23 protein-coding genes and 1 pseudogene are annotated in these 24,203 nt (G+C 24.4%); 6 read left to right on the forward strand and 18 right to left on the reverse strand.

Annotation, left to right across the window (positions count from 1 at the left end; all coding sequences use genetic code 11):
• Positions 1–201: 201 nt before the first annotated feature.
• The 10 genes from BGI42_RS15520 to BGI42_RS15555 all read right to left on the reverse strand — a co-directional run bounded on the left by BGI42_RS15520 (position 202) and on the right by BGI42_RS15555 (position 7,154).
• The gene (locus tag BGI42_RS15520; RefSeq protein WP_069681239.1) at positions 202–624 is read right to left on the reverse strand and encodes a hypothetical protein; all 423 of its coding nucleotides are present in this window, start codon (positions 622–624) and stop codon (positions 202–204) included.
• 382 nt (positions 625–1,006) lie between these two features.
• Complete coding sequence (locus BGI42_RS15525; RefSeq protein ID WP_069681240.1) at positions 1,007–1,594, reverse strand: cupin domain-containing protein; 588 nt, start codon at positions 1,592–1,594, stop codon at positions 1,007–1,009.
• A gap of 80 nt (positions 1,595–1,674) precedes the next feature.
• Complete coding sequence (locus tag BGI42_RS15995; protein ID WP_125461028.1) at positions 1,675–1,848, reverse strand: alpha/beta fold hydrolase; 174 nt, start codon at positions 1,846–1,848, stop codon at positions 1,675–1,677.
• A 24-nt stretch (positions 1,849–1,872) separates the two neighbouring features.
• Positions 1,873–2,190, reverse strand: coding sequence for a hypothetical protein (locus tag BGI42_RS15530; RefSeq protein ID WP_069681241.1), 318 nt, complete (start codon positions 2,188–2,190; stop codon positions 1,873–1,875).
• Positions 2,191–2,302: 112 nt separating this feature from the next.
• On the reverse strand, positions 2,303–3,250 hold the full coding sequence (locus tag BGI42_RS15535; RefSeq protein WP_069681242.1) for a permease prefix domain 1-containing protein: 948 nt from the start codon (positions 3,248–3,250) through the stop codon (positions 2,303–2,305).
• 2 nt (positions 3,251–3,252) lie between these two features.
• Complete coding sequence (locus tag BGI42_RS15540; protein ID WP_069681243.1) at positions 3,253–3,588, reverse strand: PadR family transcriptional regulator; 336 nt, start codon at positions 3,586–3,588, stop codon at positions 3,253–3,255.
• A gap of 364 nt (positions 3,589–3,952) precedes the next feature.
• A complete protein-coding gene (locus BGI42_RS16470) occupies positions 3,953–4,324 on the reverse strand; it encodes a hypothetical protein (protein ID WP_242984786.1) in 372 nt (123 codons plus the stop codon).
• Between the two features lie 44 nt (positions 4,325–4,368).
• Complete coding sequence (locus BGI42_RS16475; protein WP_242984787.1) at positions 4,369–4,812, reverse strand: hypothetical protein; 444 nt, start codon at positions 4,810–4,812, stop codon at positions 4,369–4,371.
• Between the two features lie 398 nt (positions 4,813–5,210).
• Positions 5,211–6,191: an alpha/beta fold hydrolase gene (locus tag BGI42_RS15550; protein ID WP_069681244.1), complete on the reverse strand. Its 981-nt coding sequence runs from the start codon at positions 6,189–6,191 to the stop codon at positions 5,211–5,213.
• Between the two features lie 33 nt (positions 6,192–6,224).
• Positions 6,225–7,154: an aminoglycoside phosphotransferase family protein gene (locus tag BGI42_RS15555; RefSeq protein WP_069681245.1), complete on the reverse strand. Its 930-nt coding sequence runs from the start codon at positions 7,152–7,154 to the stop codon at positions 6,225–6,227.
• A gap of 641 nt (positions 7,155–7,795) precedes the next feature.
• On the opposite strand from BGI42_RS15555, the gene BGI42_RS16130 reads away from it, so the two are divergent.
• On the forward strand, positions 7,796–7,957 hold the full coding sequence (locus BGI42_RS16130; protein ID WP_158523413.1) for a hypothetical protein: 162 nt from the start codon (positions 7,796–7,798) through the stop codon (positions 7,955–7,957).
• A 43-nt stretch (positions 7,958–8,000) separates the two neighbouring features.
• Here BGI42_RS16130 and BGI42_RS15565 read toward each other — a convergent pair whose 3' ends face one another.
• The 5 genes from BGI42_RS15565 to BGI42_RS15590 form a co-directional block, all read right to left on the reverse strand.
• Entirely contained in the window at positions 8,001–9,140 is a 1,140-nt protein-coding gene (locus tag BGI42_RS15565) for a glycoside hydrolase family 113 (RefSeq protein WP_069681247.1), read from the reverse strand.
• 372 nt (positions 9,141–9,512) lie between these two features.
• On the reverse strand, positions 9,513–10,559 hold the full coding sequence (locus BGI42_RS15570) for a galactose ABC transporter substrate-binding protein (protein ID WP_069681248.1): 1,047 nt from the start codon (positions 10,557–10,559) through the stop codon (positions 9,513–9,515).
• Positions 10,560–10,836: 277 nt separating this feature from the next.
• Complete coding sequence (locus BGI42_RS15575; RefSeq protein WP_069681249.1) at positions 10,837–11,265, reverse strand: GNAT family N-acetyltransferase; 429 nt, start codon at positions 11,263–11,265, stop codon at positions 10,837–10,839.
• Between the two features lie 532 nt (positions 11,266–11,797).
• Positions 11,798–12,766 (reverse strand): permease prefix domain 1-containing protein, encoded by a 969-nt coding sequence (locus BGI42_RS15585; protein ID WP_069681251.1) that lies wholly within the window; start codon positions 12,764–12,766, stop codon positions 11,798–11,800.
• A gap of 5 nt (positions 12,767–12,771) precedes the next feature.
• A complete protein-coding gene (locus BGI42_RS15590; RefSeq protein WP_069681252.1) occupies positions 12,772–13,095 on the reverse strand; it encodes a PadR family transcriptional regulator in 324 nt (107 codons plus the stop codon).
• Between the two features lie 227 nt (positions 13,096–13,322).
• Between BGI42_RS15590 and BGI42_RS15595 the strand changes: the two genes are divergently transcribed.
• Positions 13,323–15,002 (forward strand): AAA family ATPase, encoded by a 1,680-nt coding sequence (locus BGI42_RS15595; protein WP_069681253.1) that lies wholly within the window; start codon positions 13,323–13,325, stop codon positions 15,000–15,002.
• A gap of 234 nt (positions 15,003–15,236) precedes the next feature.
• Here the strand turns inward: BGI42_RS15595 and BGI42_RS15600 are convergent, their stop codons facing one another.
• The 3 genes and pseudogenes from BGI42_RS15600 to BGI42_RS15610 form a co-directional block, all read right to left on the reverse strand.
• Positions 15,237–15,806 (reverse strand): hypothetical protein, encoded by a 570-nt coding sequence (locus tag BGI42_RS15600; RefSeq protein ID WP_069681254.1) that lies wholly within the window; start codon positions 15,804–15,806, stop codon positions 15,237–15,239.
• A gap of 204 nt (positions 15,807–16,010) precedes the next feature.
• Positions 16,011–16,803 (reverse strand): annotated as a pseudogene (locus BGI42_RS15605) (alpha/beta hydrolase).
• A gap of 427 nt (positions 16,804–17,230) precedes the next feature.
• The gene (locus BGI42_RS15610) at positions 17,231–17,926 is read right to left on the reverse strand and encodes a hypothetical protein (RefSeq protein ID WP_069681255.1); all 696 of its coding nucleotides are present in this window, start codon (positions 17,924–17,926) and stop codon (positions 17,231–17,233) included.
• Positions 17,927–18,402: 476 nt separating this feature from the next.
• Here BGI42_RS15610 and BGI42_RS15615 point away from each other — a divergent pair, with 476 nt between their 5' ends.
• From BGI42_RS15615 to BGI42_RS15630, 4 genes are all read left to right on the forward strand, one after another.
• The gene (locus BGI42_RS15615) at positions 18,403–19,038 is read left to right on the forward strand and encodes a hypothetical protein (protein ID WP_069681256.1); all 636 of its coding nucleotides are present in this window, start codon (positions 18,403–18,405) and stop codon (positions 19,036–19,038) included.
• A 375-nt stretch (positions 19,039–19,413) separates the two neighbouring features.
• The gene (locus BGI42_RS15620) at positions 19,414–20,742 is read left to right on the forward strand and encodes a hypothetical protein (protein ID WP_069681257.1); all 1,329 of its coding nucleotides are present in this window, start codon (positions 19,414–19,416) and stop codon (positions 20,740–20,742) included.
• Between the two features lie 313 nt (positions 20,743–21,055).
• Entirely contained in the window at positions 21,056–22,621 is a 1,566-nt protein-coding gene (locus tag BGI42_RS15625) for a MutS-related protein (RefSeq protein ID WP_069681258.1), read from the forward strand.
• Between the two features lie 38 nt (positions 22,622–22,659).
• On the forward strand, positions 22,660–24,141 hold the full coding sequence (locus BGI42_RS15630; RefSeq protein WP_069681259.1) for a glycosyltransferase family 39 protein: 1,482 nt from the start codon (positions 22,660–22,662) through the stop codon (positions 24,139–24,141).
• The last annotated feature ends 62 nt before the right edge of the window (positions 24,142–24,203 follow it).

Genomic DNA, 24,203 nt, shown 5'->3' on the forward strand with positions numbered 1-24,203 from the left:
AATAGAATTACTCAATTAAAAAAACATATTTAATCTTATTTTATAAACTGAATTAATCAAAGTTTCTGCACTACAATTACTTACATTTTTTTAGAATTGTGCAAAAAAAATATCACATTATTCAAAATGAAAATGTGATATTTCAATATGTTATTTACTTCTATTTGTATAAATTATTAGAAAGCTAGAAATTAAACTATTTTAATTATTCTCTTTTTTAAAAAATATAACATCCATGAAAGCTAAACCAAAAGATAATCCTAGAGCATGATAAAACGAATTAAAGACATCTATATTATAACTTCTAAAAATATAATCAAAAGCACAATTAACAATAAAAAATGTTATAAATAAAGAAATAAATTTTTTCAATATCCTTTTTAGAGAATTCCATTTTAATTTTCTTGCATTAAATAAAGTGATTATAGGAATGTATAACAACATAAAGAAAATAAATAATCCATATCCAATTACCAATTTTGAAGATATATTATTGTTTATATTGCTGTAAATAATAATAAATGAAATTATTGTCCATATAATACATATAGAATAAAGAATTTTTGTAAAAAGTAATAGTTTATTTTTCTTTTTTGTAAAGATCAATGGTTTATTTTTTTTCATTATCATTCTTCCTTTATATTTAAATTCTATTTTTTAGAAGCAACTTTAATAAAAAATATAGCAAATCAATTTCTGAATAATGCTATATTTTACTTTTAAAATGTTTAGTTAAGTTTAATAAGGGCACATATACCATCTATAAATCCATGTTAAAAGTTTGGTTCTAATAATATGTATATATTACCTAATTATATCATAGTTTACCACTATAAAAATAATCGCTTTTAAAGAACATTTTTAATAATAAAATAAGTCTAACCTTATAATATAAATTCATATAAGGTTAGACAATATTTGTTTATTATTAATTTCAATTACTCTGTTAAATTTGCTTGTACACATATTTAAAACAGAGCTTATTATTGATAGTTATTTAAACAAATTATTCAATTGGTTTAGTCACATTAACTATATCACGAGGATGCTCAGGTGGTGCATATATAGCATATACTTTAAGTGGTTTATTACCTGTATTTATAACATTGTGCCACATACCAGCAGGTATCATGATTGCAAAGTCATCATAGGCATTTGCTTGGAAATCTAGCTTTTCTTTACTTCTTCCCATTTTAACAAGTCCCTGTCCTTCTTCAATACGTATGAACTGATCAACATCTGGATGAATTTCTAAACCAATGTCATCACCAACATCGATACTCATCAAAGTAACTTGCAAATGCTCTCCTGTCCATAAACCAGTACGAAAATTATTGTTTTGTTTTGTAGCTTTATCAATATTAATTACTAAAGGATTAGGACCATAGTCTTTTAATACAAGTTTATTATTGTCCATTTCTAATTGTGAAGAATCAGATCTTAAGCTACATTCTGTATCATCAAAAAGTGTATTATATGGGACTCCTTTAAAATGAGGACTAGGATAGTCCCAATTATTATTACATATGTGGTATTGGTCATCACTTGATGTATCAGGATAATAATCCGATGGATACATTCTATAATTATTCATCTTGTTTCTTCCTTTATATTAGTTCAAAATTATAATATGTTTTAGGCTTTGCAAATGTGCTGTATTAGCTATTTTCATAGTTAATTTTCTATTAATTTTAATATTTCATTATTTATCACATCAGGTTTTGTGTGATATATAGCGTGTCCTGCACCATGCACTAATATCTGTTCACTATTTGTTGACCACTCTTTTAATGCTGCTTGACTGTTATTCCATGCATAATCATCATCTGCATTTGTTAGTATTTTCATAGGTAAATTACCTAAATATCCATTTTATAACACAGTTTTTGCATTAATAATTGCCAACTTACCTTCATCTATAATATTTTTGTTATACATAGTTTTTAAAATCATTGATAAATATGTTTGTTTTAAATTATCAGGAAGTAATTTAAGATTTTTTGAATAATAATTTGTATGATTAAGTACTAATCTTGATATTCCTACAGATTTTAAGAATTTATGAGTATACTCTGTACTCTTAGGAACTTCTAAACCATTTTCAGCATAAAACTCAGGATTGCCACCATCTATTAGAACTATTCCAGATACTTCATTTTTATACATTTGTGCAAATTTTATTACTTGCAATGATACATATGAATGTCCAACTAATATATATGGAGCTTTTTGTCCTTATTCTTTAAGAGTATCATGCATTTCTTTTACTATAGTATCTATGTTCCTTCTTATTTAGATACATTTATAAACACTTCCTAAAATAATATTTACTATAAAATTTACTAAGTATCATCATTATACCTGTTAATAGTATCATTGATTCTTCAGAAGTATGTTTTCCAGTAGAAAATATAGCTAATATTAACACTGTAGGACATACAAAAAAAGCAATATAACTTTTTGAAATTAGATTTTTTATATATGCTCTATTAATAAGTGAAACACACACTAAAATCCATGATATTATAAATAAGTAATTTGAAAGTTCGTTTAGTCTATAAGGTATTGCATTTTCCATTTTATCCCATACTATATCACTTTGTTCTCGTTCATATTCTCGCTGAAAATAAGTCTCTTCATGGTGTATTGACCAACAAAGTTTACCATTAATACCACCACCTCCACGTTTTTTATTAAGATCTTCTGGAATATCCTTATTATATTTATAATAATACTTTCCTGATTTTTCTATTCCAACATAATATAATCCGTTATCTGTTCTCATATTAAATTCATCCAATAATATAGTAATTTCATTTTTTATATTTTCATCTAGAGAATCTTTATCCTTTATTTTATCTAAAATAGTTTCAATGACATAATCTGAATTGTATTTATCATTTACATACTGTTGCCATAATTCATCATCCCCTAAAAAATCATCAGCTAAATTAATAAGTTTAAATATACATCCAATTATATATATCATTAGAGCAACTCTTATAAGTATCTTTGAAAATTTGTTTTGTTTCTTTAGAACAGTATCCATTTCTTCAACAACAATATTTTCTTGTCCAAAATTTGAAATTGCCCTTTCAATACTTTCATCTTCTCCAAGTCCCTGCTTTTTTAATTCTTCTACTTCATCATATAAATGAGATTTTGTTTCTTCTTTCAGCATTTTTGTATCTGAATCTGTTTCATCAAAGTTTTTATAAATATTATTAATGTAATCATCAATTTTCCCCATTATTAATTTCCTCCCATAAAATTATTTATTGTTTTCTTTAAAACAGCCCATGCCTCTACGTTTTTATCAAAACATTCTTTACCTTCTTTAGTAATAGAATAATATCTTCTTCTTCCACCACTTGTACCTTCTGTGTCATTCCAATACCCCCTTAGATAGCCTTTCTTTTCTAATCTTTTCAGCGATACATATAATGTTGCTTCTTTAATTTCAAATTCATCTTTTGATTTCACTTTAATTTTCTTTGCAATCAAGTATCCATACATATCTTCATCATATAACACAGATAAAATAATTGAATCAATATACCCTTTAAGAATTTCCTTATCAAATTTCATCTTTTAACTCCTTTCGTGCATATTACTTATTAATTTAAAGTACTTTATATAGTAAAGTACATTTGTATTATAAATCAAACTTATTAACATTATCAAGTATTATTGGTAAATTATATTAAAATATACAATAAAAACAGGAAGTCCAAATTTTAACTTAAATTTAGACTTCCTGTTAACACACAATTATCTACTATTATGAAAAATTGTAGATTTAAATTGTAAATAATATCCAAGAAAAATATTTATTTATCTTCAAATTAATAGTAGTATACTTTATAAATATCCTACTATTAAATTTTAATTAAATCTAAAAAATCCTGATGACCATAAATAACTTTATGTTGTCAGGATTTTGTCATAATTTTTAAATAGAGTCTATAATATCACATCTGGTAAATACTAATTTTTTAATTCCTTCTCTATACCAATTAGGGCAATGAAACCAATTTATATTATCTAAATTTAATCTTAAAACTTTAGTCCAATATTTATATCTTGTTTTATTTTGATCTATAACATACTTTGCTAAATCTTTATTTTCTAATACAAAGCTTGGGTGTGATTCAGAATATTTAGCTAAATCTTTATCAAAATCATCAGCCATAGCATTAGACATTAAAGAATATCCTTGATCAAATAATGGAGCAAAAGATAATAGCTCTTGAGTATTATTATCTATGATAAATCCCAAATTACCCAGATGCCTATCCCTATTTTCTATTATATAATCAAACACTATCATATCTAAAAAATCTTGTCTGAACTCTTTAGGAATCCATTCTATAATATTTGCAAATCCCCACTTTTTTTATTAGGTTCTATTATTTCTAAAAAGTATCTAACAGGCAAATAACCTTTATCTTTACTTGTAAAAATCTCACATACTGAACAATTTTGATTATGCCATGTATCTGTCCAATACGGTATACAATTAAGTTTTAATAAACGTCCTATCTCACTTGATATACCTTCTGCAAAATGTTTTTTATCTAAATTAGCTGCTCCTATATTACCACGTTTATATAATAAAAGCTTATTATATAACCTTCTCCAAGCTTTATTCATAACCCCTTGTGTTGTAAGCTCTGGTGATGAAACTTTTGGGGTATTTACCGTACCACCTAAGCTAGTATTATTGCCAAAGAAAGTTATAAGGCCTAAAGCTACCTCAAATTTATTATCATATAAATTATATTTAGTCCAACATAAACCTGCTGGATACATATCTTTAATATGTACTGGCTTTATCCAATAGCTATCATTTAAACTAAATCCATTATTTAATTTTAGATAATCAAGGGCAGTTGGCTTTTTTTCAAATTGTAAAGATTCAATTAATTTTTCTAAATGGTTTCTATTAGTAGGAATTACTCTACTTTTAAACCAATCTTTTAATCTAGAAGCTTCATGTTTTAAAATATAAGGGACTGTATTTTTATTTATTACTTTAATTCCTTTTTAAATTGTATCATATTACGAGCATAATCTACTATACAGCATTTTAAAATTGTGATACAAAAAAATATTACATTATTCCAAATGAAAATGTAATATTTTGATATGATAGTTATTTTTGCTTGTACATAATATAAGAATGTTGCGTCATATGAAAAATTACATTGTTACATTATTGTTATAGATTTATTTTGCTTTTGTTTATAATTAATGTCTATTAAAACATCAAAAAATAAGTTGGGTTGATCTATCATTGTCATATGTCCAGCATCAGGTATTAAATATAATTTTTTATATGGTGCATTAATTTTTTTAAAGTATTCTTGGGCAATAACATAAGGGGTTTGCCAATCATTTTTACCTAGAACATAATAAATTGGTACTTTGTATTCTATTGATTCTGATCTTATATCAAATTTACTCCAAAATTCTATTAATTCTTTATTTACTTTATCCATTTTTATTAATGCAGTAATATCTGACAACTTAAAAATAGGACTTTTAATTAAACTTATAATTGCAGAAAGATTACCATTAGCAGCTAAATTATATTTACCTTGAACTGCACGTAGTTTCTCAGATTTTTTTTTAAATCCAATACCATGATTATTACCTGGATAATCACCTAAAATTTCAAGTTCTTTTAGAGATTTTTTATCATTGGCTCGCAAAGATAATTCTTTAACTTTTTCGTAACCAACACGCTCATTTTCAAACATACTTATAACTTGTCCAACTCCAATATAATAAGCTACTTCTTCAGGATGTTTTTTTATAAACATGCTTCCTAAAATAGTTCCCCATGAATGTCCAAATATAATTATTTTTTGTTTATTATATTTCTTTTTTAGGTATTGAATAATTTCAAATAAATCCTTTAACATTAAATTAATTGTAGGACATTCATTAGGATTTTTAGTTAACGTTTTTCCGGCTCCACGCTGATCCCAGTGAACTACTGTAAAAATTTCTTCCCATTTTTCCTGAAAAATATATGAAAATATTGATTCTGCGAAACCTGGTCCACCGTGTAAAAACAACATTACTGGATTATCATACTTTGTACCAGCATGAAATAGATATTGATTTATACCATTAATTTGTACATATTCCTCAAAATAAATTAGTCTACTGAACTTATTTCTCATAATTCTAAATCTCCTTTTTATGTGTTAGCTAATTTAAATTGTTATTTGTATGCCAGTAATTTTTTGAATTGACTTTATTCCCTTTTGTATGAGTGGAGAAACAAAATCTTCAAATTCTTTATTTCTTGTTTCATTAAGGTTCTCACCAGTTTTTAATGAAATCATGACATTAATTAGCCATCTTAAAGTAGAAAACACTTTAAAATATTCAAAATTATTAATATTTTCATTTCTTAGCTCTTTATATTTTTTTAACGCATTTTGACTAAAGTCTTCAAAATCACTTCTTTCCATTAGTGTATACATCCATGCTAAATCAAACCTATAGTCCCCAACTCCCCATAGTAAATCAATTACATAGATTTCTTCATTGTTATCAACTATTACATTCCATGGGTGATAATCTCTATGAATTATAGATAATTTTTCACCTATAATATTGACTTTTTCCGTATCTAACCAATCTATTATCTGAGTAAAATATTCTAAATTATTTTCTTCTACTAATTTTTTTATTTCATTAATCTCTTTTTCAATAAAAGAGCTTGTAGAATCTTTTACGAGTTCCTTATCTACTATGGACACATCTAATTGATGAAGTTTAAAAAAAACCTTTACAAATTTTTTTAATAATTGTTCCTTACCTTCTTTAGATAAAGCCTGATAATATGTCCATAAATCTTTTCCTTCAATTTTTTCCATAACTATATAAGGCTTTTCATTTAAAAAGTTATTCATTATTGGTTTTGGAACTGGATAATTTACATTGTAAAGTAAGTTTAGGCCTTTCCATTCTTGTTTTATATTTTCAAGTGCATTTCTACTACTATTATAGGTCTTAATTACATATTTTTGAGTATTGTCTTTAAATTTTAATGAGATAATTTCTCCTGCCCATCCTGATTTTAAAACTTTAATATCTTGTATTTTAGAATTAAATTTATTTTCAATATCTTTATACATAGCTTGATCTCCTCTTTAATATAAATAGAAAAAATATTAGTAGTAACGAAATATGTTTTCCCTCTTATTAACTAAAGGTTATATATTAAGTGATTTATTTTCATATGTATTTAATTATAACATATTTTGTAAAAAACATTATTTAAATTTTAAAGAATATGTCTATATTTACTCATTATAAAATAGAAAAAAGTAGTTTTAATTTTTATAAATTTTGATTAATATAAAAATCAAAAATAGTAGTAAATACAATTAGTTTGCTACTATTTATAGTTACTAATATTGTTACAATATTAGTAACTATATTAATTACATATTTTATAACAAAATAAGTTATATTTTTTATGATTTTTATGATTTATTTCATAAAGCTTATGTAATTCTTTATCCTGAATATATAACAGAATTTAAATATATGTTTAATTATAATAAATTGATAAATATATATAATTCTTTAGAAAAAAGTAATATGGTAGGATCATATTATCTATATGATTATATTAATAGTTTGACAAACAGATTTAATATTATTTTATCTTTCTTGATTTTAGTAATTAATAGTAAAAATAAAATATATAAAAACATAATATATGTAAATGGCACTGAATATACTTACAATAATATAAAAGATTTTACGTGGAGTGAAAAAAAGATTTGGTAAGAGAATAGAATATTATGAGCTGACTTTAACTGTTGAAAAGAAATATAAAGTATTTGATAGTGATATAAGAAATGTAACAATGAGAATAAAAGAAACAGATAAAGGTAAAATTAATTCTATTTTAATATTAAACAAAAATTAAAGAGATTATTAGTATGGATTGATAAAATGGAGGTATAGCAATGTTATTTATTGCTATACCAATTTCTGATAACTACTGTGCTTTCTTCACTTGGATAATAACGTTTATCACTACTTTGTTCACCTATGGAAAATACAGAGAATCCTAAAAACCATGATTCATTTTCAAATTCTCGTCTATAAGCCTCAAAACAATTAGCTTGTTCAATATTATTAATAGTGTTATTTTCGTATGGGTTCCATGGGTGAAATGATGCTTTATCAATCTTAGGAAAACCAAGTTCTCCAAAGAAAATAGGTTTATTCCATTTATTATAGAAGTTTTTAATTTCTTGTTTTATATTTTGGTGTCTGATTAGTCCATCAACAGATATCTGAGAATCTTCTATTGATTTTACAAGGTTTTCAATAGTATTTGTAGAATTGTTTGTAAGTTCAAAATAAGCTGCAATAGAAATAAAATCTAGTTTTGAAAACAGTTTATTGTTTAATTTATTTTTATATGCAGTAATACTATCAGGAGCCCAAGATGCTGTATCCCACTTATTAGTTCTATAAGTTACCAATCCTTTATAATATTTTCTAACATAATCTATAATGTCACACCAATTCTTTTCTTCACATTCCATATTTACAAAGTTACTTCCTATATTTAGTGCAGTTACATTGTATGGCATAGCAATAGCATCTATTAATGGTTTTAATACATTTAATTTCCAATTTGAAAAGAAAGTACTTATATTATCTGGTTTCCATTCTGTTTCAACTTTTGTTCCTTGAGCTATCCAAGGATATGGCTCTAATATTATATTTATATTTTTGTTTTTACCCTTTAACTGATTAATTAAAGTTATTGCTTTTTCTTCACTTGATTTATTTATTATCATATCACTTGAAGATAAAGTATCTATTTCTATCTTTACAGGTATATTTAAAGTATTTAATTGAAATTTATTAATATCGCTTAATGCTTGTTCAATAGTATAATCTGTAGATAGATTACCTGATTTGATATTTTTATTATTATATCCCTTGCTTAAATTAATTTTTTGCTTATTTGCAGAATTTACTGGTTGCACATTAAACGATATTATAAAAAAACTAATAAGAATACTTGATAGTAAAATTTTATTTTTCATTTTATTCTTAAATTTATAATTATTTAGATGCTTAAAAATTTTCATTTTCCCTCCTTAACCATAAATTAATATAAGTTACTATTTTTATATATGTTTGCCTATATATTTTTATTATACTATATTTAGCTAAAAGAATTGTAATCCAATTTAGGGAAGAATATTGTAATTTTTTACATTAAGTATTGTTGATAAATTACCATCCTTCCTAAATTTCTGATATTATAGATAAGAACAAAGTGGCTGTGCCACATTCTATTAAAGATGATTTTTCAAATATTATAATTTTATATTTTTATTCTTAGATACTCTTAAATCAGATAAAATCAAGCCTTTAGTTACTGAAAATTCTATAATTTCCTGTATAATAAAAAATATCGCAAGTTCATATCTGAATAATGCGATATTTTAACATGTTATTTATTTTTTATATTCTTTATAAGGTAATCTAAGTACAGCTCCTGTATCATCGAATTTGTAACCAGTATTTTCAAGAGCAGGTTTTCCATAAGCTAGATTCATTGCAACCTTATAAAGAGTTTCAGCACTAGCACGTGAATCCTGGATAACAGTACCCGTCATATACCCCTTATTAACTAATTCAATAGCTTCTGGTATTCCGTCAATACCCACAACTGGAATAGTCATTGATTTATTTCCTTTGTTATATCCATATTTTTGTAATGCTTCAATAGCTCCTATTGCCATAGCATCATTATTTGAAATTATAGCTTCAATCTTGTCACCATATTTTAAAAATAAAGATTCAATACCCTGTTTAGCTAAATCTTTACTCCATTCACTATTGATTGATACAAGTTCTTCTGTTTTTATTCCAGCTTCATTAAGTGTTGAAACGGCATATTTTGTTCTTTCGTCTACTATTGGATCACCAATTCTACCTTTTAACATAATATACTGTAATATGTTATCTCCATTTTTATCTATAGTTTCTTTATGATAATTCCATTCATCAGCAAGAATTTTTCCCTCTAGAGTACCAGATTGTTCACCAGCACTTGCTATAAAAGTACCAGAACTTCCAATAAACTTTATTAACTCTTCATTTGGCTGTCCCAATAAAATTAATGGCATATTTTCTTTGATTATTTTATATAGTGTATCTCCTACTTCATCTAAATTTAGAGTATGTAAATTTACAATAAAAACATCATAATATTCTGTAAGGGCTTTATCGATACTTGCATTTTGCAGAGCTTGATTTTCCTTTGCATTAAAGAAAGTAAATTTAACTTTATCTTTATTTTCTTTTTCAATATCTTCTAAATTTTGTTTTACAAGAGAAAGATAATCATCATAGCTATGTAGGAACACACCTACTCTAATAGGAGTTTTTTTTATAAAATTTGAATGGGCATATACATTATTTTTAGAAATTTCTATTGGTAAAGCTATTGTTAGAACTAAAATCATAATAAGTATTAATAATTTCTTTAAAATTTTCATTACACTCTCCATAATATTTATTTAATCATTATAATTAACCTTAGTATGTGCTTTTAATGAAGAAATATTCTAGGATGTGTTTACTCAACAATTATAATAAACTAAAAGATGATATGAAAATTAAATTTGTAATTTTAGGGTATAAAATATCTACATTTTGCTTAATATAAAAATACTTACATTCTCATTTTATTAGAATTAAAACATAAAAAAACACCACAAATTCATTTCTGAAAATGTGGTGTTTTCTTAGTTCAATATCTTATTACAATTTAAATTATTTCTTACTAAGACACATAGTATATTCAAATTCATTTGTTTCTTCATTAATATGTTTTCTCAAAACTTTAAAATTGTTTTTATAATAAAAATTCAATGCGTTTTTATTTTTCACAAAAACATCTAATGTAATATATGGATATTTTGATTCACAATACTCTAGTAATTTTTTACCAATTCCTTCTCTTTGATAATTTTTTCTAATAAAAAGTCCAGCTATATAACCTGATTCTATAATACCTATAAAACCCTTTATAACATTATTTTCATCAAATACATAAATATCAGCAGATGGAAGCATTTGTTTAACTAAATTAAAGTTATTAATCCAATATTCTTTGGGTATAAAATTATGTGCATCTATATTAGTATCAAGCCAAATTTTCATTACTTCATCTAATTGATTTAAATTTAATTTTTTAACCATATTTTTCTCTCCAATTTATTAAAATATTAAAAATAGGAGTAGTATAAGCTCATCAAGTTCACCCTTTCTAAGAAATTATCTTTTTACTATTGTAACATATTTTAGTTAATTTTCTATCTTTGCATATTTTTTTAATAAAGAGATAAATTTTATTAAATAGTTAATGCTCCAAAATGTTAATATAAAAACTAATCCACCTAATTTAAAATCAAATTTATTCCATACATATAGTATTACTGCCATAAGCACAGAATTTACACAACTTAAACCTAGTTGTATTTTAAAGAAAGTATTGTTTACTATAATAAAATTCTTATTTTTTATTGTATAAATAACTTTCTTTTTAAAATAATAAACAATATTATAAATAACAAATAATATTGGTATAATTATGCCACATATAATAAAGATAATGTCTATCCCCCCCAGTAACTAACTCAAAATTCACTATTATGAATCAATTATATTATACTTATTATTTATAGTTACTAATAATGTAACAAATTTTGTAATAAAATAAGTTACATTATTTCTATTTATTTCCTTTAATGATTTTATGAACTGCTTTGAACATACCAAATAATATACCTGTAATAGGAAATATAATCCAATTAATATGCCATTTATTAAATATAAGACCACTTATAAGGAAAATGATCACTGCTAGTGGCCAGATTATAGCTGTTACTGCCTCACTTACTTTATCTTCAGTCTTTTCTTTTGAAAAGTTATCAGTTTTTAATAGAATACTATAGCTTTTTTTGATATTTCCAAAGTATATGAAAATAAAAACTGCACCAGCAATCATAGTAAGTAAAGCAACTACACCATAATTTTCTAAACTCTCATTACCTAAAGCATCTATGATTAAAATGGCAACAGGAGATAAGATACATAATGATACACCAAGTATTGTAGATATCATATAGGTTGGTGAAAAAGCTTTGAATTTTTGTTCAATATTTGATTTTAAACTAATAGGTAAATCAAAAGGTTCTTTAAGATATTTGTATTTTTCTAATTTCATACCAGAATAAATAAATAAAGCTACAGCAATTACAACTAGAACAAATAGTGAAATAACTCCGGGTAAATTTTGGGCATCCTCTGACAGCCTTTTACCTAGATAGGTATTATTCATGATGCCATCAAATAATATTAATGTAGCTGCACCTAAAATACATAAAACAACACCAATGCCGATTAAGAAACCAGATTTTTTCTTTGTAGTCATAAATTCATTGGCTTCTTCTAATGTAATAGTTGGAAGTCCAGAGCCTTTTTCTATAGTATCAATTTCCAGCTCATTAATTAATTCATCAATATTACCAAACTCTGAAATTACAATACCAATAGCTTCATTTTCAGATTTTCCATCATTTTTAAGTTCTTTATATTTTTCTTCCATATTTAATAATAGATCGTTATATAATTTAATAAGTTCATTTGTTTTAGGAAGGTTTGTAAACATATTGTCTAAATAATTTTTTATTGTTTCCATTTAACTCACTCCTTTATAAATTTATTAATAACTTCTTTTGTTAAGTTCCATTCTTCACATTTTTCTTTATAGTAGTTAAGACCTAATGGAGTTATTCTATAATAGGTACGTTTTTTCCCCGAGGTTTGATCCTTATTGAAGGATTCAATATACCCGTTTTTTTCAAGTCGTGTAAATGTTGAATATAGAGTTGTTTCTTTTATAATATATTTTTCTTCGGATATTTTTCTTATGTTTTTGGATATTTCATATCCATAGGATTCACCAGTTTGAAGCATATAAAGAATAATTGTATCATTATATCCTCGGATAACATCACTGCTAATCAAATTTAGACCTCCTTTATAATTACTACATCTATCGTACTACATCTGTAGTAGTAATTACAATATAGCACATTTACTACGACAGGTAAAGTAATTTTTGAAAAAATTTCTAATTTTATTGCCAAACTTATTTTTAAGTTTATAGTCGAGTTTATCAAAAGTAAGTTGTAGGATATAATATAACAATAGGGAGATTATAATTTTAATCTGTATTGAAAAGGAGTGTTATTTTGGAATTAAAACCATTACCAATAGGTATAGATAATTTTGAGATGTTAATAACTAGAGGATATTATTATGTAGATAAGACATTATTAATAAAGGATTTACTTGATAACAAAGCATCAGTTAATTTATTTACAAGGCCAAGAAGATTTGGGAAAACTTTAAATATGAGTATGCTTCAATATTTCTTTGAAAAGAAAGATAAAGATAATTATTGTCTTTTTGAAGGTTTAAATATAATGAAAGCAGGAGAAAAATATACTTCTCATATGGGACAGTACCCTGTAATTAATTTATCTTTAAAATCTGCAAAGCAACCTAATTTTGAATTAGCGTATATTTCTATTAGAAGAAGAATAGCAGAAGAATTTAAAAGGCATGAATATATATTAAAAAGTGAAGAATTAAAAGATGAACAGGAAAGATTTTTAAAGATTTTAAGAGAGCAAGGTGATGAAGGTGATTATATTGATTCACTATTTTTCCTTAGTCAATGTCTAGAAAAGTATCATAAGAAAAAAACAATAATACTAATTGATGAATATGATGTTCCCCTTGAAAACTCATTTTTTGAAGGATTTTATGATAGAATGATAGCATTTATAAGATCAATTTTTGAATCTGCATTAAAGACAAATTCTTCGTTAGAGTTTGGAGTAATAACAGGTTGTTTACGTATTTCAAAAGAAAGTATTTTTACTGGGCTTAATAATTTAGAGATAATATCAATTTTAAATAAATCTTATGATGAATATTTTGGATTTACTCAAAAAGAGATAAATAAAATGCTTGAAGATTATAATTTAATGAATAAACAAGCATTAGTAAAAGAATGGTATAATGGATATATTTTTGGAGATACTGAGGTTTATAATCCTTGGAGTACAGTACGATTTGTAAAAGATTTGAAAATAAATATAAATACACTTCCATCATCTTATTGGGCAAATACAAGTTCAAATAGTATAGTTAGAAGCTTAATTGAAAGAGCAGATAGCGTAACAAAAAGGGAAATTGAGCTTTTGATTGAAGGAAAGACTATAGAAAAAAGAGTTCATGAAGATATAACATATGATGAAGTTTATGATAGTATGGAAAATCTTTGGAATTTTATGTTTTTTACTGGGTATTTTAAAAAAGTTGGGGAAAGAATGGATGAAGGAGACAATCATTATATAAGTTTAAAAATCCCTAATAAAGAAGTTAAATATATTTTTAGAACTAAGGTTTTAAAGTGGTTTCATGACAAGGTTAAAGTAAAAGATTTATCTAAAATGTATGAAGGAATATTAAATAAAAAACCAGATATCTTTGAAGAAGAGCTTAATAAAATCCTTGTACAAACAATAAGTTTTAATGACGCCTATGAAAATTTCTACCATGGATTTGTCACTGGAGTCTTGTCTAATATGCATGATTATATAGTAAAATCCAATAGAGAAGGTGGAACAGGTAGAAGCGACTTATTTATAAAATCTGTTTCAAAAAGAGGAATAGCTGTAGTTATTGAATTTAAGATAGCCAAAGATATAGATGATTTAGAAAAGAGAGCAGATGATGCTTTAAATCAAATAAGAGATAAAAAATATGATGAAGAGCTTAGAAGTGAAGGTTATAAGAACATCGTTAAATATGGCATAAGTTTTTATCAAAAAGATTGTTTGATAAAAATGAAAGATATATAATTTTTCAAGATTGAATGGTTGATTAAATCTAAGTTTTAGAAATTTAATTGAGAATTGAGAATGGATAGTTGAAGTTTAAAAAATATAATGGAACGAGTATTATCCAAAACATTTTTTAAAATATTTTGCATAATACTCTCTAATTTCATATAAAAAATAATTATAGCTACTATTAAATTTATAGTTATTATAAATAATATAAAAAATAATTTGTATATGTATAATTAAATATGACTAAAAATCATATTTAAAATACTCCTTTACAAAATTAGCCATAGGGGATTTATCATCTTTTGTTCCTATATAATCTAAATCACTATCATAAAAATATAAATATGCTATGCTTTTTTTATCTTCAGATGTTCCAATCATACCAAAGGATTTTGGAAATTCTGTATTATCTTTTTCATTTCCAGCCACAACTTTAAAAGTATAACTATTTATTGAAAATTCATTTTCAGGGATAACATAGTTATTTTCGTCATAATCAAATTTAACTTTTTGATCTAAAAAATTATATTTTTTATCTAATTTATCTTTCTCATTCTTATATGTTGTATCATCATAATTCACAATAAGAGCAACAGAATCAGATTCAAATATAAGCATTGATTTATGAGTATATTTATATTCTATATTCTGATATTTAGGTAAATCATCAAGATTAGGCATAATATCTTTTGCTCTTGAATCAATTAGGGTACTACTATTAAGATAATTTTTAATATTTGAATTTGACTTACTACATCCAGTAATGCAAAAAATAAAAATAATCAATATAATAGCTAAATACTTTTTTATCATTTTAAATCACTTCTCCTTAAATGCAGTATCTTTACTTCATATTTATTATGAATAGATTATAACATATATTGTAAATATTATATTATTTAGTTTTCAAAAACACTTTTTTAGTATTGTGTGTTATATTTGTTACTTTTTATTTTTAAATTATTACATCACTGCTATATAATATCTACAGATTGTATAAGAGTTGTCTATAATATATTAGCATCCATAAAATTTTAAATATTTTTCAATGTTTGATTGTATATATTCAGCATTATGATTACCAGGGAATAGGTGATTTTGAGTACTTATACCTTTTTCTTTTAATATTTTATATAAAATTGAACATCCTTCATAAAATCTACCTTCATCCTTATCTCCAGCATCAAGATAGACATCAATATCAGAAGAAATATTATTGTTTTTTGCAATATATATTGGATCATATTTTTCCCATACATTCATGTCTTTAAAATATGCCTTATCCTCATCTTCAAGTTTCAGCTCTAAAGCAGGCATATGCCCTCCAACTTTTGAAAACATATGCTGATGTCGAAATGCATTATGAAGAGCTATATACCCCCCCAGCAGATACTCCTCCTATGTACCTTCCTTTTCTATCTTTTATAGTATTAAAAGTTTTATCTGTTAAAGGTATTATCTCTTTCATAAAGTAATCTTCATACATTCCTAAATTTATAATTCTATTATTATCTCCAGAATCAGGTACCTCTTTACAGGTTAATGATGAATTTATCCCTCTACTGTTTTCAATTCTTGGACATACAATTATTAGAGGTTTAATTTCCCCATCTCTTATCATTTGGTCAGCTTTAGTCTTTATATCCATTTCAAGCATTATATTTTCACTGCCACTTCTTCCATGTAGAAAATATAATACAGGTAAAGGAGTTAAACTATTATAACATTCAGGTAAATACACCAATATTGACATTTCTTTATTAAGTATATTGCTATAAAAATTTACTTTTTCTACTTTTGATTTATTCATTTTTGTACCACCTCATTTGAATTTTTCAACTTAAATTATTTATGTTTATTATAGAAAGTACTTGTACTATAATAATTATACCAACAAAATTTAAAGAAAATAATAGATTTTATTTTTTATAAATTTAAATTAATACTAAAAATGATGAGTGATAGTAAATATAAAGGTTTTACTAGTATTTATATCTGCTAATATTGTTACACTATTAGTAACATATTTTATAACTAAATATGTTACTTTTTATTTCTTAATGTTTAAATAAAAATATAACCTAAGTTATCCGTATATTCTTTAGAAATATAAATTCGTAAAGAATAAAAAAAGCATCATTATTTAGATGTTTTTTATTAATATTATTCATAGGCTTATCTACCTTAACTATATAAAACAATTATATTTATAAAATTATTTTATATAGTTATAGAATTTATTTTAAGAATTTATATTTTGAAATTCCCCACTCTGTTAATTTTCCATTTTCAAAATATACTTTGAAATAGCAATCATTAATACAATATTGATAAAGAAGTCCAATATCTGTTTTATATTTAGCATAATCTTTACCATATAATTTTTCTAATTTTTCTATAGAATCTCCATTTTTTAAACCTAATGATGTTGGTATATTTTCTTTAATGTTTATGGCATATAATTTGTTTTCCTTGTTAAATGAAAAGCTAATATCCTTGGTCCATATTTGCTTGTTTCCGAACTCTGGATCATTTTCACTAGAAGTTATTTCTATTTCATTTTCAATTGCTAATTTAATTTTATTCAACTTAGATGTTAAATCTTCTTTTGACATACCAAAGTAAAAAGTTGAATTTTTATCTAGTGATTTTTCATTTATAGTAATTTGGGAATTAGAAGCAGTAGTTTTAACGGCTTTTGTAGACTCCTCTTTATTAGATTTTGCAGAATTTTCTTTACTAGTTTCCGTTACTTCTTTGGATTTATCTGTGCTAGTTTCAGTGACTTTTTTAGAGTTATCTGTACTTTTATTTGAAATAGAACTATTGTCTTCTTTTGCAGGTACATTAGCTGTAGTAGGCTTGTTAGCATTAGTACAGCCAATGAAAGATAGTGTTAGCATAATTGATAGAATAATTAAATATTTTTTCATAAAAACCTCCATTAATTAAATATATATTATTGAAACAATACTAGTATATTACTTTTAATGAATAAATTTAAAATTATATATAAAATAAAAGTCTATATTTTAATGAATAAATTATAGACTTGCTTTAATTAGCTATAGAATTTTTAATTTAACATTTTGTCCTCTTGATCCTCTTTTTAAAAACATTTTTATCTCTCCTTTTTCTTTTTATATTTATTATTCAAAAGTTAGCTAACTTTTTGTTTTACAATTACTAAAAGCAGATTTTATTGTGTTTTGTAAGCCTGAAATTTTATATTTTTTAAAATATTGCAGAAATATCTTTTTTACATAGATAAGTTAAAGCTTCCTATAAAACTAGATATAAAGTTTTATAGGAAGCTTTAATTATAAAGAAAGGTAATAATCTTTGCACTATTCTATCATATGTATTACAATTATAATACATATTTAGTAAATAAAGGAGTGACATTGCAATGAAAAAGCTAATAGCATGTTTATTATTTCTTACAATTTTTTTAACAGCATGTTCATCAAATGATTCTAAAAGTACAAGTAATTTAGTTGATAATAATAATTCAAATAAAGCTGCTACACAACCCTCAAAAAATCCAACGTCAAAACCTAAGGATACTAATGAATCCAAAAATACAAAGGAAAATTCTAATAATAGGTCTAAGGATAAAGCATCTGTTGACACTTCTAAGAAAAAGCCATCACCTTCTCAAAATAGCGCAATAGATGAAAATATTAAAGAAAAAGTCATAGATTATATTATTAATGGTCAAGAAGATAAAACAGAAGCAGAAGAACTAAAGTGGAGTAAAAGGTTTTTAGATCAAGTTGATATTGAAAGTTTATATAAGAAATATATAGAAAAGGGAGGCAATGCTGATGATATAGAAAAATTTGCAGAATATATCACTTTAAATGCTCCTATTATTAGCCATTGGGAAAGATTATTTGAAAAAGATTTATATGAGAAATATGGAGAAAAGGTGGTGAAACTAGAACATATAGAAGATGATTTATATCAAGCATATATAGAAAAAGATGGTAAAGAAATTCCTTATGTTGTAGTTTCATCACGAACAGGTTATTTTCATGGATAGTGAATAAAAAAATTAAATTTTAAGATAAATTTTAATTGATATAAAGAATACAAATACTAGTTACTATAAAGGCTTTACCAGCATTTATAGTAACTATTTTTGTTACAATATAAGTCACATATTATATAACTAAATATGTGACTTATATTGTTTGTTTTTATCTTTTCTTATCTATTATTTACTTTTAGTTAATTTTTTTATAAAATTTAGTTTTTAATAAATATTCTATAGTGGAATATATAACTACAAAAATCTGCTAAAACCGTTTAATTAAGAAGTCATTGTGATAATATATATTATGTAAATTGAATTTTTTGTATTTTAATTTAAAAATATACAGATAATCAAAAATAAAGAAAGAGAAGGAAGATATTTATGAAAAAAATCAAATGTAAAATTTTATGTATAACTGCATTATTGTGTATAACTCAATCAGTTTCTGCTTTTGCAGCTGGAAATAATACAGTTAAAGATTTAAGTGCTTCATCAAATAATGTAACTAAAGTTCAACAAATTCCTAATTATATGCCTCCTGGAACAGTAATAAAATTTGATGAGAATAAGAATATGAAAATTGTAAGGGAGGGTAAAGAAAATAAGTCCTTAAAAGTGGACAAGAATGCAGTTTGTGAAGGTTTACCTGATATTGAGCCAAATATGGTTGTAGTTTACGATGCATTAGGGGGACCAATTATTGAATTCCCTAAAAACCATATTGAAAAAGAAAATAATCTTTCTGCTGATACAGATGAAGCTAAAACAGAAGACCTTATTGTTTCATTATATGATACTGATGGAAAAAGCAACATTACAAAAGTAAACACTTTATCTAAAGAAGAAAGTACACTAGTTTCAAATAGAGAAGCTTGGTTAAGTGGAAACTTATCAAAAGATAAAAACTCTTTAGTTTATATGGATGCTATTGGTGAGGAACCTTGGCAAGTTTTTTCATTAGATTTAAAAAGTAATAAAACCTGTAAAATTACTAATGATAAAGTAGGAAAATTTAATGGGAAAGCAGGAGATGGAAAAACAGTTTATGTTGAGACCTTAGATCGTGTATCAGCTCTTGCAAAAATTGCAAAAGTTAATATTGAGAATAAATCCGTTAAAATACTTGATTCAGAAGATGAAGATAGATCTGTTCAAGCATATGATTATAGAAATGATAAAATAATAGCAGCTATGTTTTCTAATTCAGAGAATAATAAAAGAATAGATGAAGCAAACAATACCAATATACCTATTAAACCTATTGAATATACTATATATGAAATGAATGGAGACGGTTCAAATCAAAGAAAAGTTGCATCTATAAATGCTTCTAGAATAGGGTCTATTTCTTATAATTATGATTGCAAAAAAGCCATAATTCATGAAAATGATATTAATGACTTCAAATGTAATGGTATTTATGAAGTATCTATTGATACTGGTGATATAACTCCATTATTAACAAATAAAATGATTAATGAACAAAAAGATTCTATTATCTCTGAAATTGGAGAAAATTCTGTTATTTCTAAAGATGGAAATTTACTATATTTTACCGCCATACCTAAGAATGCAGAAGAGATAGACTTTTCATGTATGACCTCTTATCCTAAAAGAATTTATAGTTATAATCTTTCAACTCATGAAATAAACGAAGTATATAAATATAAAACTCCTATGGTTATTACTGATTTAACAATTTCTTATTAAAAAATGGATTTATGTCAACATAATTGGCATAAATCCAACAATGCTCCACAACAATCATTTTATGATTTATTATTTTATATAGAATAATAAAATACATACTTAAAGCATTGTAAAGAAGGTGGAAATTATTTCAAAAATCCACTTTCTTTTTTTATTCCGTAAATATACTTTTTATACTAATAGTATTATAATATATAAATAATGCCAATGTAGTATTTAATAGGACAAAATTTCTTTATTTAATTGTACGAGCTTACTCAGAATATTTATATGATTAAGTATAGAAGTGATTAAAATAAAAAAGGAGGGCCTTATGATTATTAATACTAGTAAAGACTTTATAAAAAGAGATCTTAACTCAACAAAAGATAGAAAAAGAAATTTTAACAAAATAAACACATTATATCAGCTAAGTGAAAAAAATGAGTTTACTATTGATGATCAAACTTGGGATGATTTGATAATGAATGAGGTATTTTATGAATTAGATAGGACTTATTCAACAGAAGGAGAAGCTGCTTTATATAAAATGCTTAGAAATCCAATAATGGATGAAGAAAAGTTAAAACAAAGAGGAAAGTTAATAGATTTATTTAAAGATGATTTAGATTTAACAGTAGATTTAAGAAGAATACTTTATAATATGATTTATGATAGTAAAAATAAATTACTAGATATGTTAAATGATTTGCTTCCTGTAAGCAAGTTAAAATCTTATATTTATAGTATTGCAGGTATTATACCTATACTATTAATATTAGCTGCTATTATATTTAAAGAGCCTAATTTTATGATTGCTTTAATGGTAGATATGTTTATAAATATGTATATACATAATAAAGAAGAAAGTAGCATAAATGCTATAGGACTTGTCTATTTAAGAGATTTGATAAATGCATCCAATCAATTATCCCATATTAAAAATGATGAACTAAAATTATATACTACTAAAATGAAAACTTTGTTAAATGAATTAAGTAGTATAGATAAATCCACATACTTAATTAAAGTACTTCATTCTTTTGGTGGAATTTTGGAGATGTTTTCTATTCCTTTTCTTATAGAAGAAAGTACATTTTATAGAATGAGTATAAAATTAGTTAAAAAGAAAGAAAAAATATTAGAATTATATTATTTAGTGGGAGAGCTTGATGCTTTAATTTCAATTGCACTTTATGAAAATAATAATGAGGAAAAATACTGCATACCAAAGTTTATTAAGGAAAATTCATTAAAAATAACAGATGGAATACATCCCCTTATTAAAAATCCAGTTGCAAATTCACTTGAAATTTCTAAGAAAGGAATTGTTTTGACTGGGACAAATATGTCTGGTAAGTCTACATTTTTAAGAATGATAAGTACTAATATACTTTTAGCACAGACTTTTAATTTTGCTTTAGCACATGAATATAAAGGATGTTTCTTAAATTTAATATCATCAATAAGTCCAAAGGATGATATTACTAGTGGAAAGAGCTATTATTTAGCAGAAGCTGAATCTATTTTGAGAATAATAAAAGCATCAGAAAAGGGAATTCCAGTTTTTTCTTCAATAGATGAAATCTTTAGAGGAACAAATCCAGCTGAAAGAATTTCTTCCTCAGCTGAAATTCTCAATTACATTAATAAAAGAGGGGCTATTTGCATTGTTGCCACTCATGATAGAGAGCTTTCAGATATTCTTAAGGAAAATTATGATTTCTATTATTTTAGTGAAGATGTAGATAATAAAAATGGATTAAAGTTTGATTATAAGCTTAAGAAAGGCATATCAAAAACAAGAAATGCAATTAAACTTTTAGATTATATAGGATATCCAAAAGAAATCGTATTAAATTCCTATAGAAGAGTAGAAAGAATGGAAGAATTTATTTAAAAGTGAACAAATGACATCTTATTTAAGGAGACAATAATATGGTAAAAAATCTGTTTAATAATTTTTTAAGAAAGCTTATGATTGGAATACTTATTTTTTCTATTATAAGTTCTATTTTAGTTAATTTCGTGGTAAATTTTGCAGTATATATCGAGATTCCAAAAGGTATGAAGCTTGTAGCAAATATTTTATCTATGTCAATAATATTATTAGGATTAAGTGTAATTTATTATAAAAGAAATAAAATAATAATAAGGTTACAGAAGTTACTAAATAATAAAAATTTAATAATTTTTGTACTGCTTATTAGTTTTATAATCAGAATTTTATGGATAAGCTTAATTAAAACTATACCTGTTTCTGATTTTGCAATTATGTATAATTCTGGTAAAGATGTCTTTGGTGGAATTTTTAGTTGTTTTCATGGGTTTAATTATTTTGCACGATTTACTCATGATACTATTCCAGTATTGTATTATTCTTTATTTTTTAATTTTAATAATAATCCAATTTTCTTAATTAAACTTTTTAATGTATTTTTTTCAACTGCATCAGTTTTTATTATGTATTGTATTGTAAAAGAGTTATTTGGTTATAAAAGCGCAATTGTATCATCAATACTTTTTTCTTTATTTCCACCATTTATAATGTATAACTCTCAAACATTATCAGAAAATATGGCAATACCATTTTATTTACTTAGCATATACTTTTTTATAAAATACATAAAAAATATGAATAAATGTAGATGGATAGTTTTTAGTGGACTAGCTCTTTCATTTGGAAACCTATTTAGAATGGTAGGAATTATTTTTCTAATTGCATACTTAATGTATTTAATTATTTACAAAGGATTTAAAAGTTCTGTAAAGCCCATTGTAATTACTGTTATTATGTTTATATTACCTTTATATATTATAAGCTCTTTCCTTCTTAATAATAAAATAACAGAATCACATTTATGGGAACCTAAGGAAACAGTTTTAACTAGTGTTTTAAAAGGTACAAACTTAAATTCCTTTGGATTTTGGAATGAAGAAGACTCTAATATGCCAATTAAATATAATTATGACTATGATAAGGTAAAAGAGGAAAGTATAAAACTAATTAAACAAAGATTACTACATTCACCTATACAAAAGGTAGCAGCTTTGTATATAGGAAAACTATCAGGTGAGGTTGGAGTTAGTGACTTTGGTGCTTTTCAATTTACAGTAGTAAGCAGTGATAAAACACTAGGGGTTAAAATATTAAGATATTTTGAATTTACCTTCTTAACCCTAATAACTATATTTTATATATTTTTACTTTATTTTAGTATTAGTGGTTTAAGAAAAAACAAAACTTTATCAACTGAATTAAATTTATTTTTAATATTATCATTAGGATTTACTTCGTTTTATCTGATTTCTGAGGTTCAACCTAGATACTCTTTTATTAGTTGTTGGACATTAGTTATTTTCGCTGTAGCAGGATTAAAGACAAACAAACTTATTAATAAAAATTCATCATTTAATTAAGCTATCTTACTGCAATTAATTAAATTATAAAAATAAATCAAACTTCATCATTTAATATATTA

Source organism: Clostridium taeniosporum, assembly GCF_001735765.2.
Taxonomy (GTDB): domain Bacteria; phylum Bacillota; class Clostridia; order Clostridiales; family Clostridiaceae; genus Clostridium; species Clostridium taeniosporum.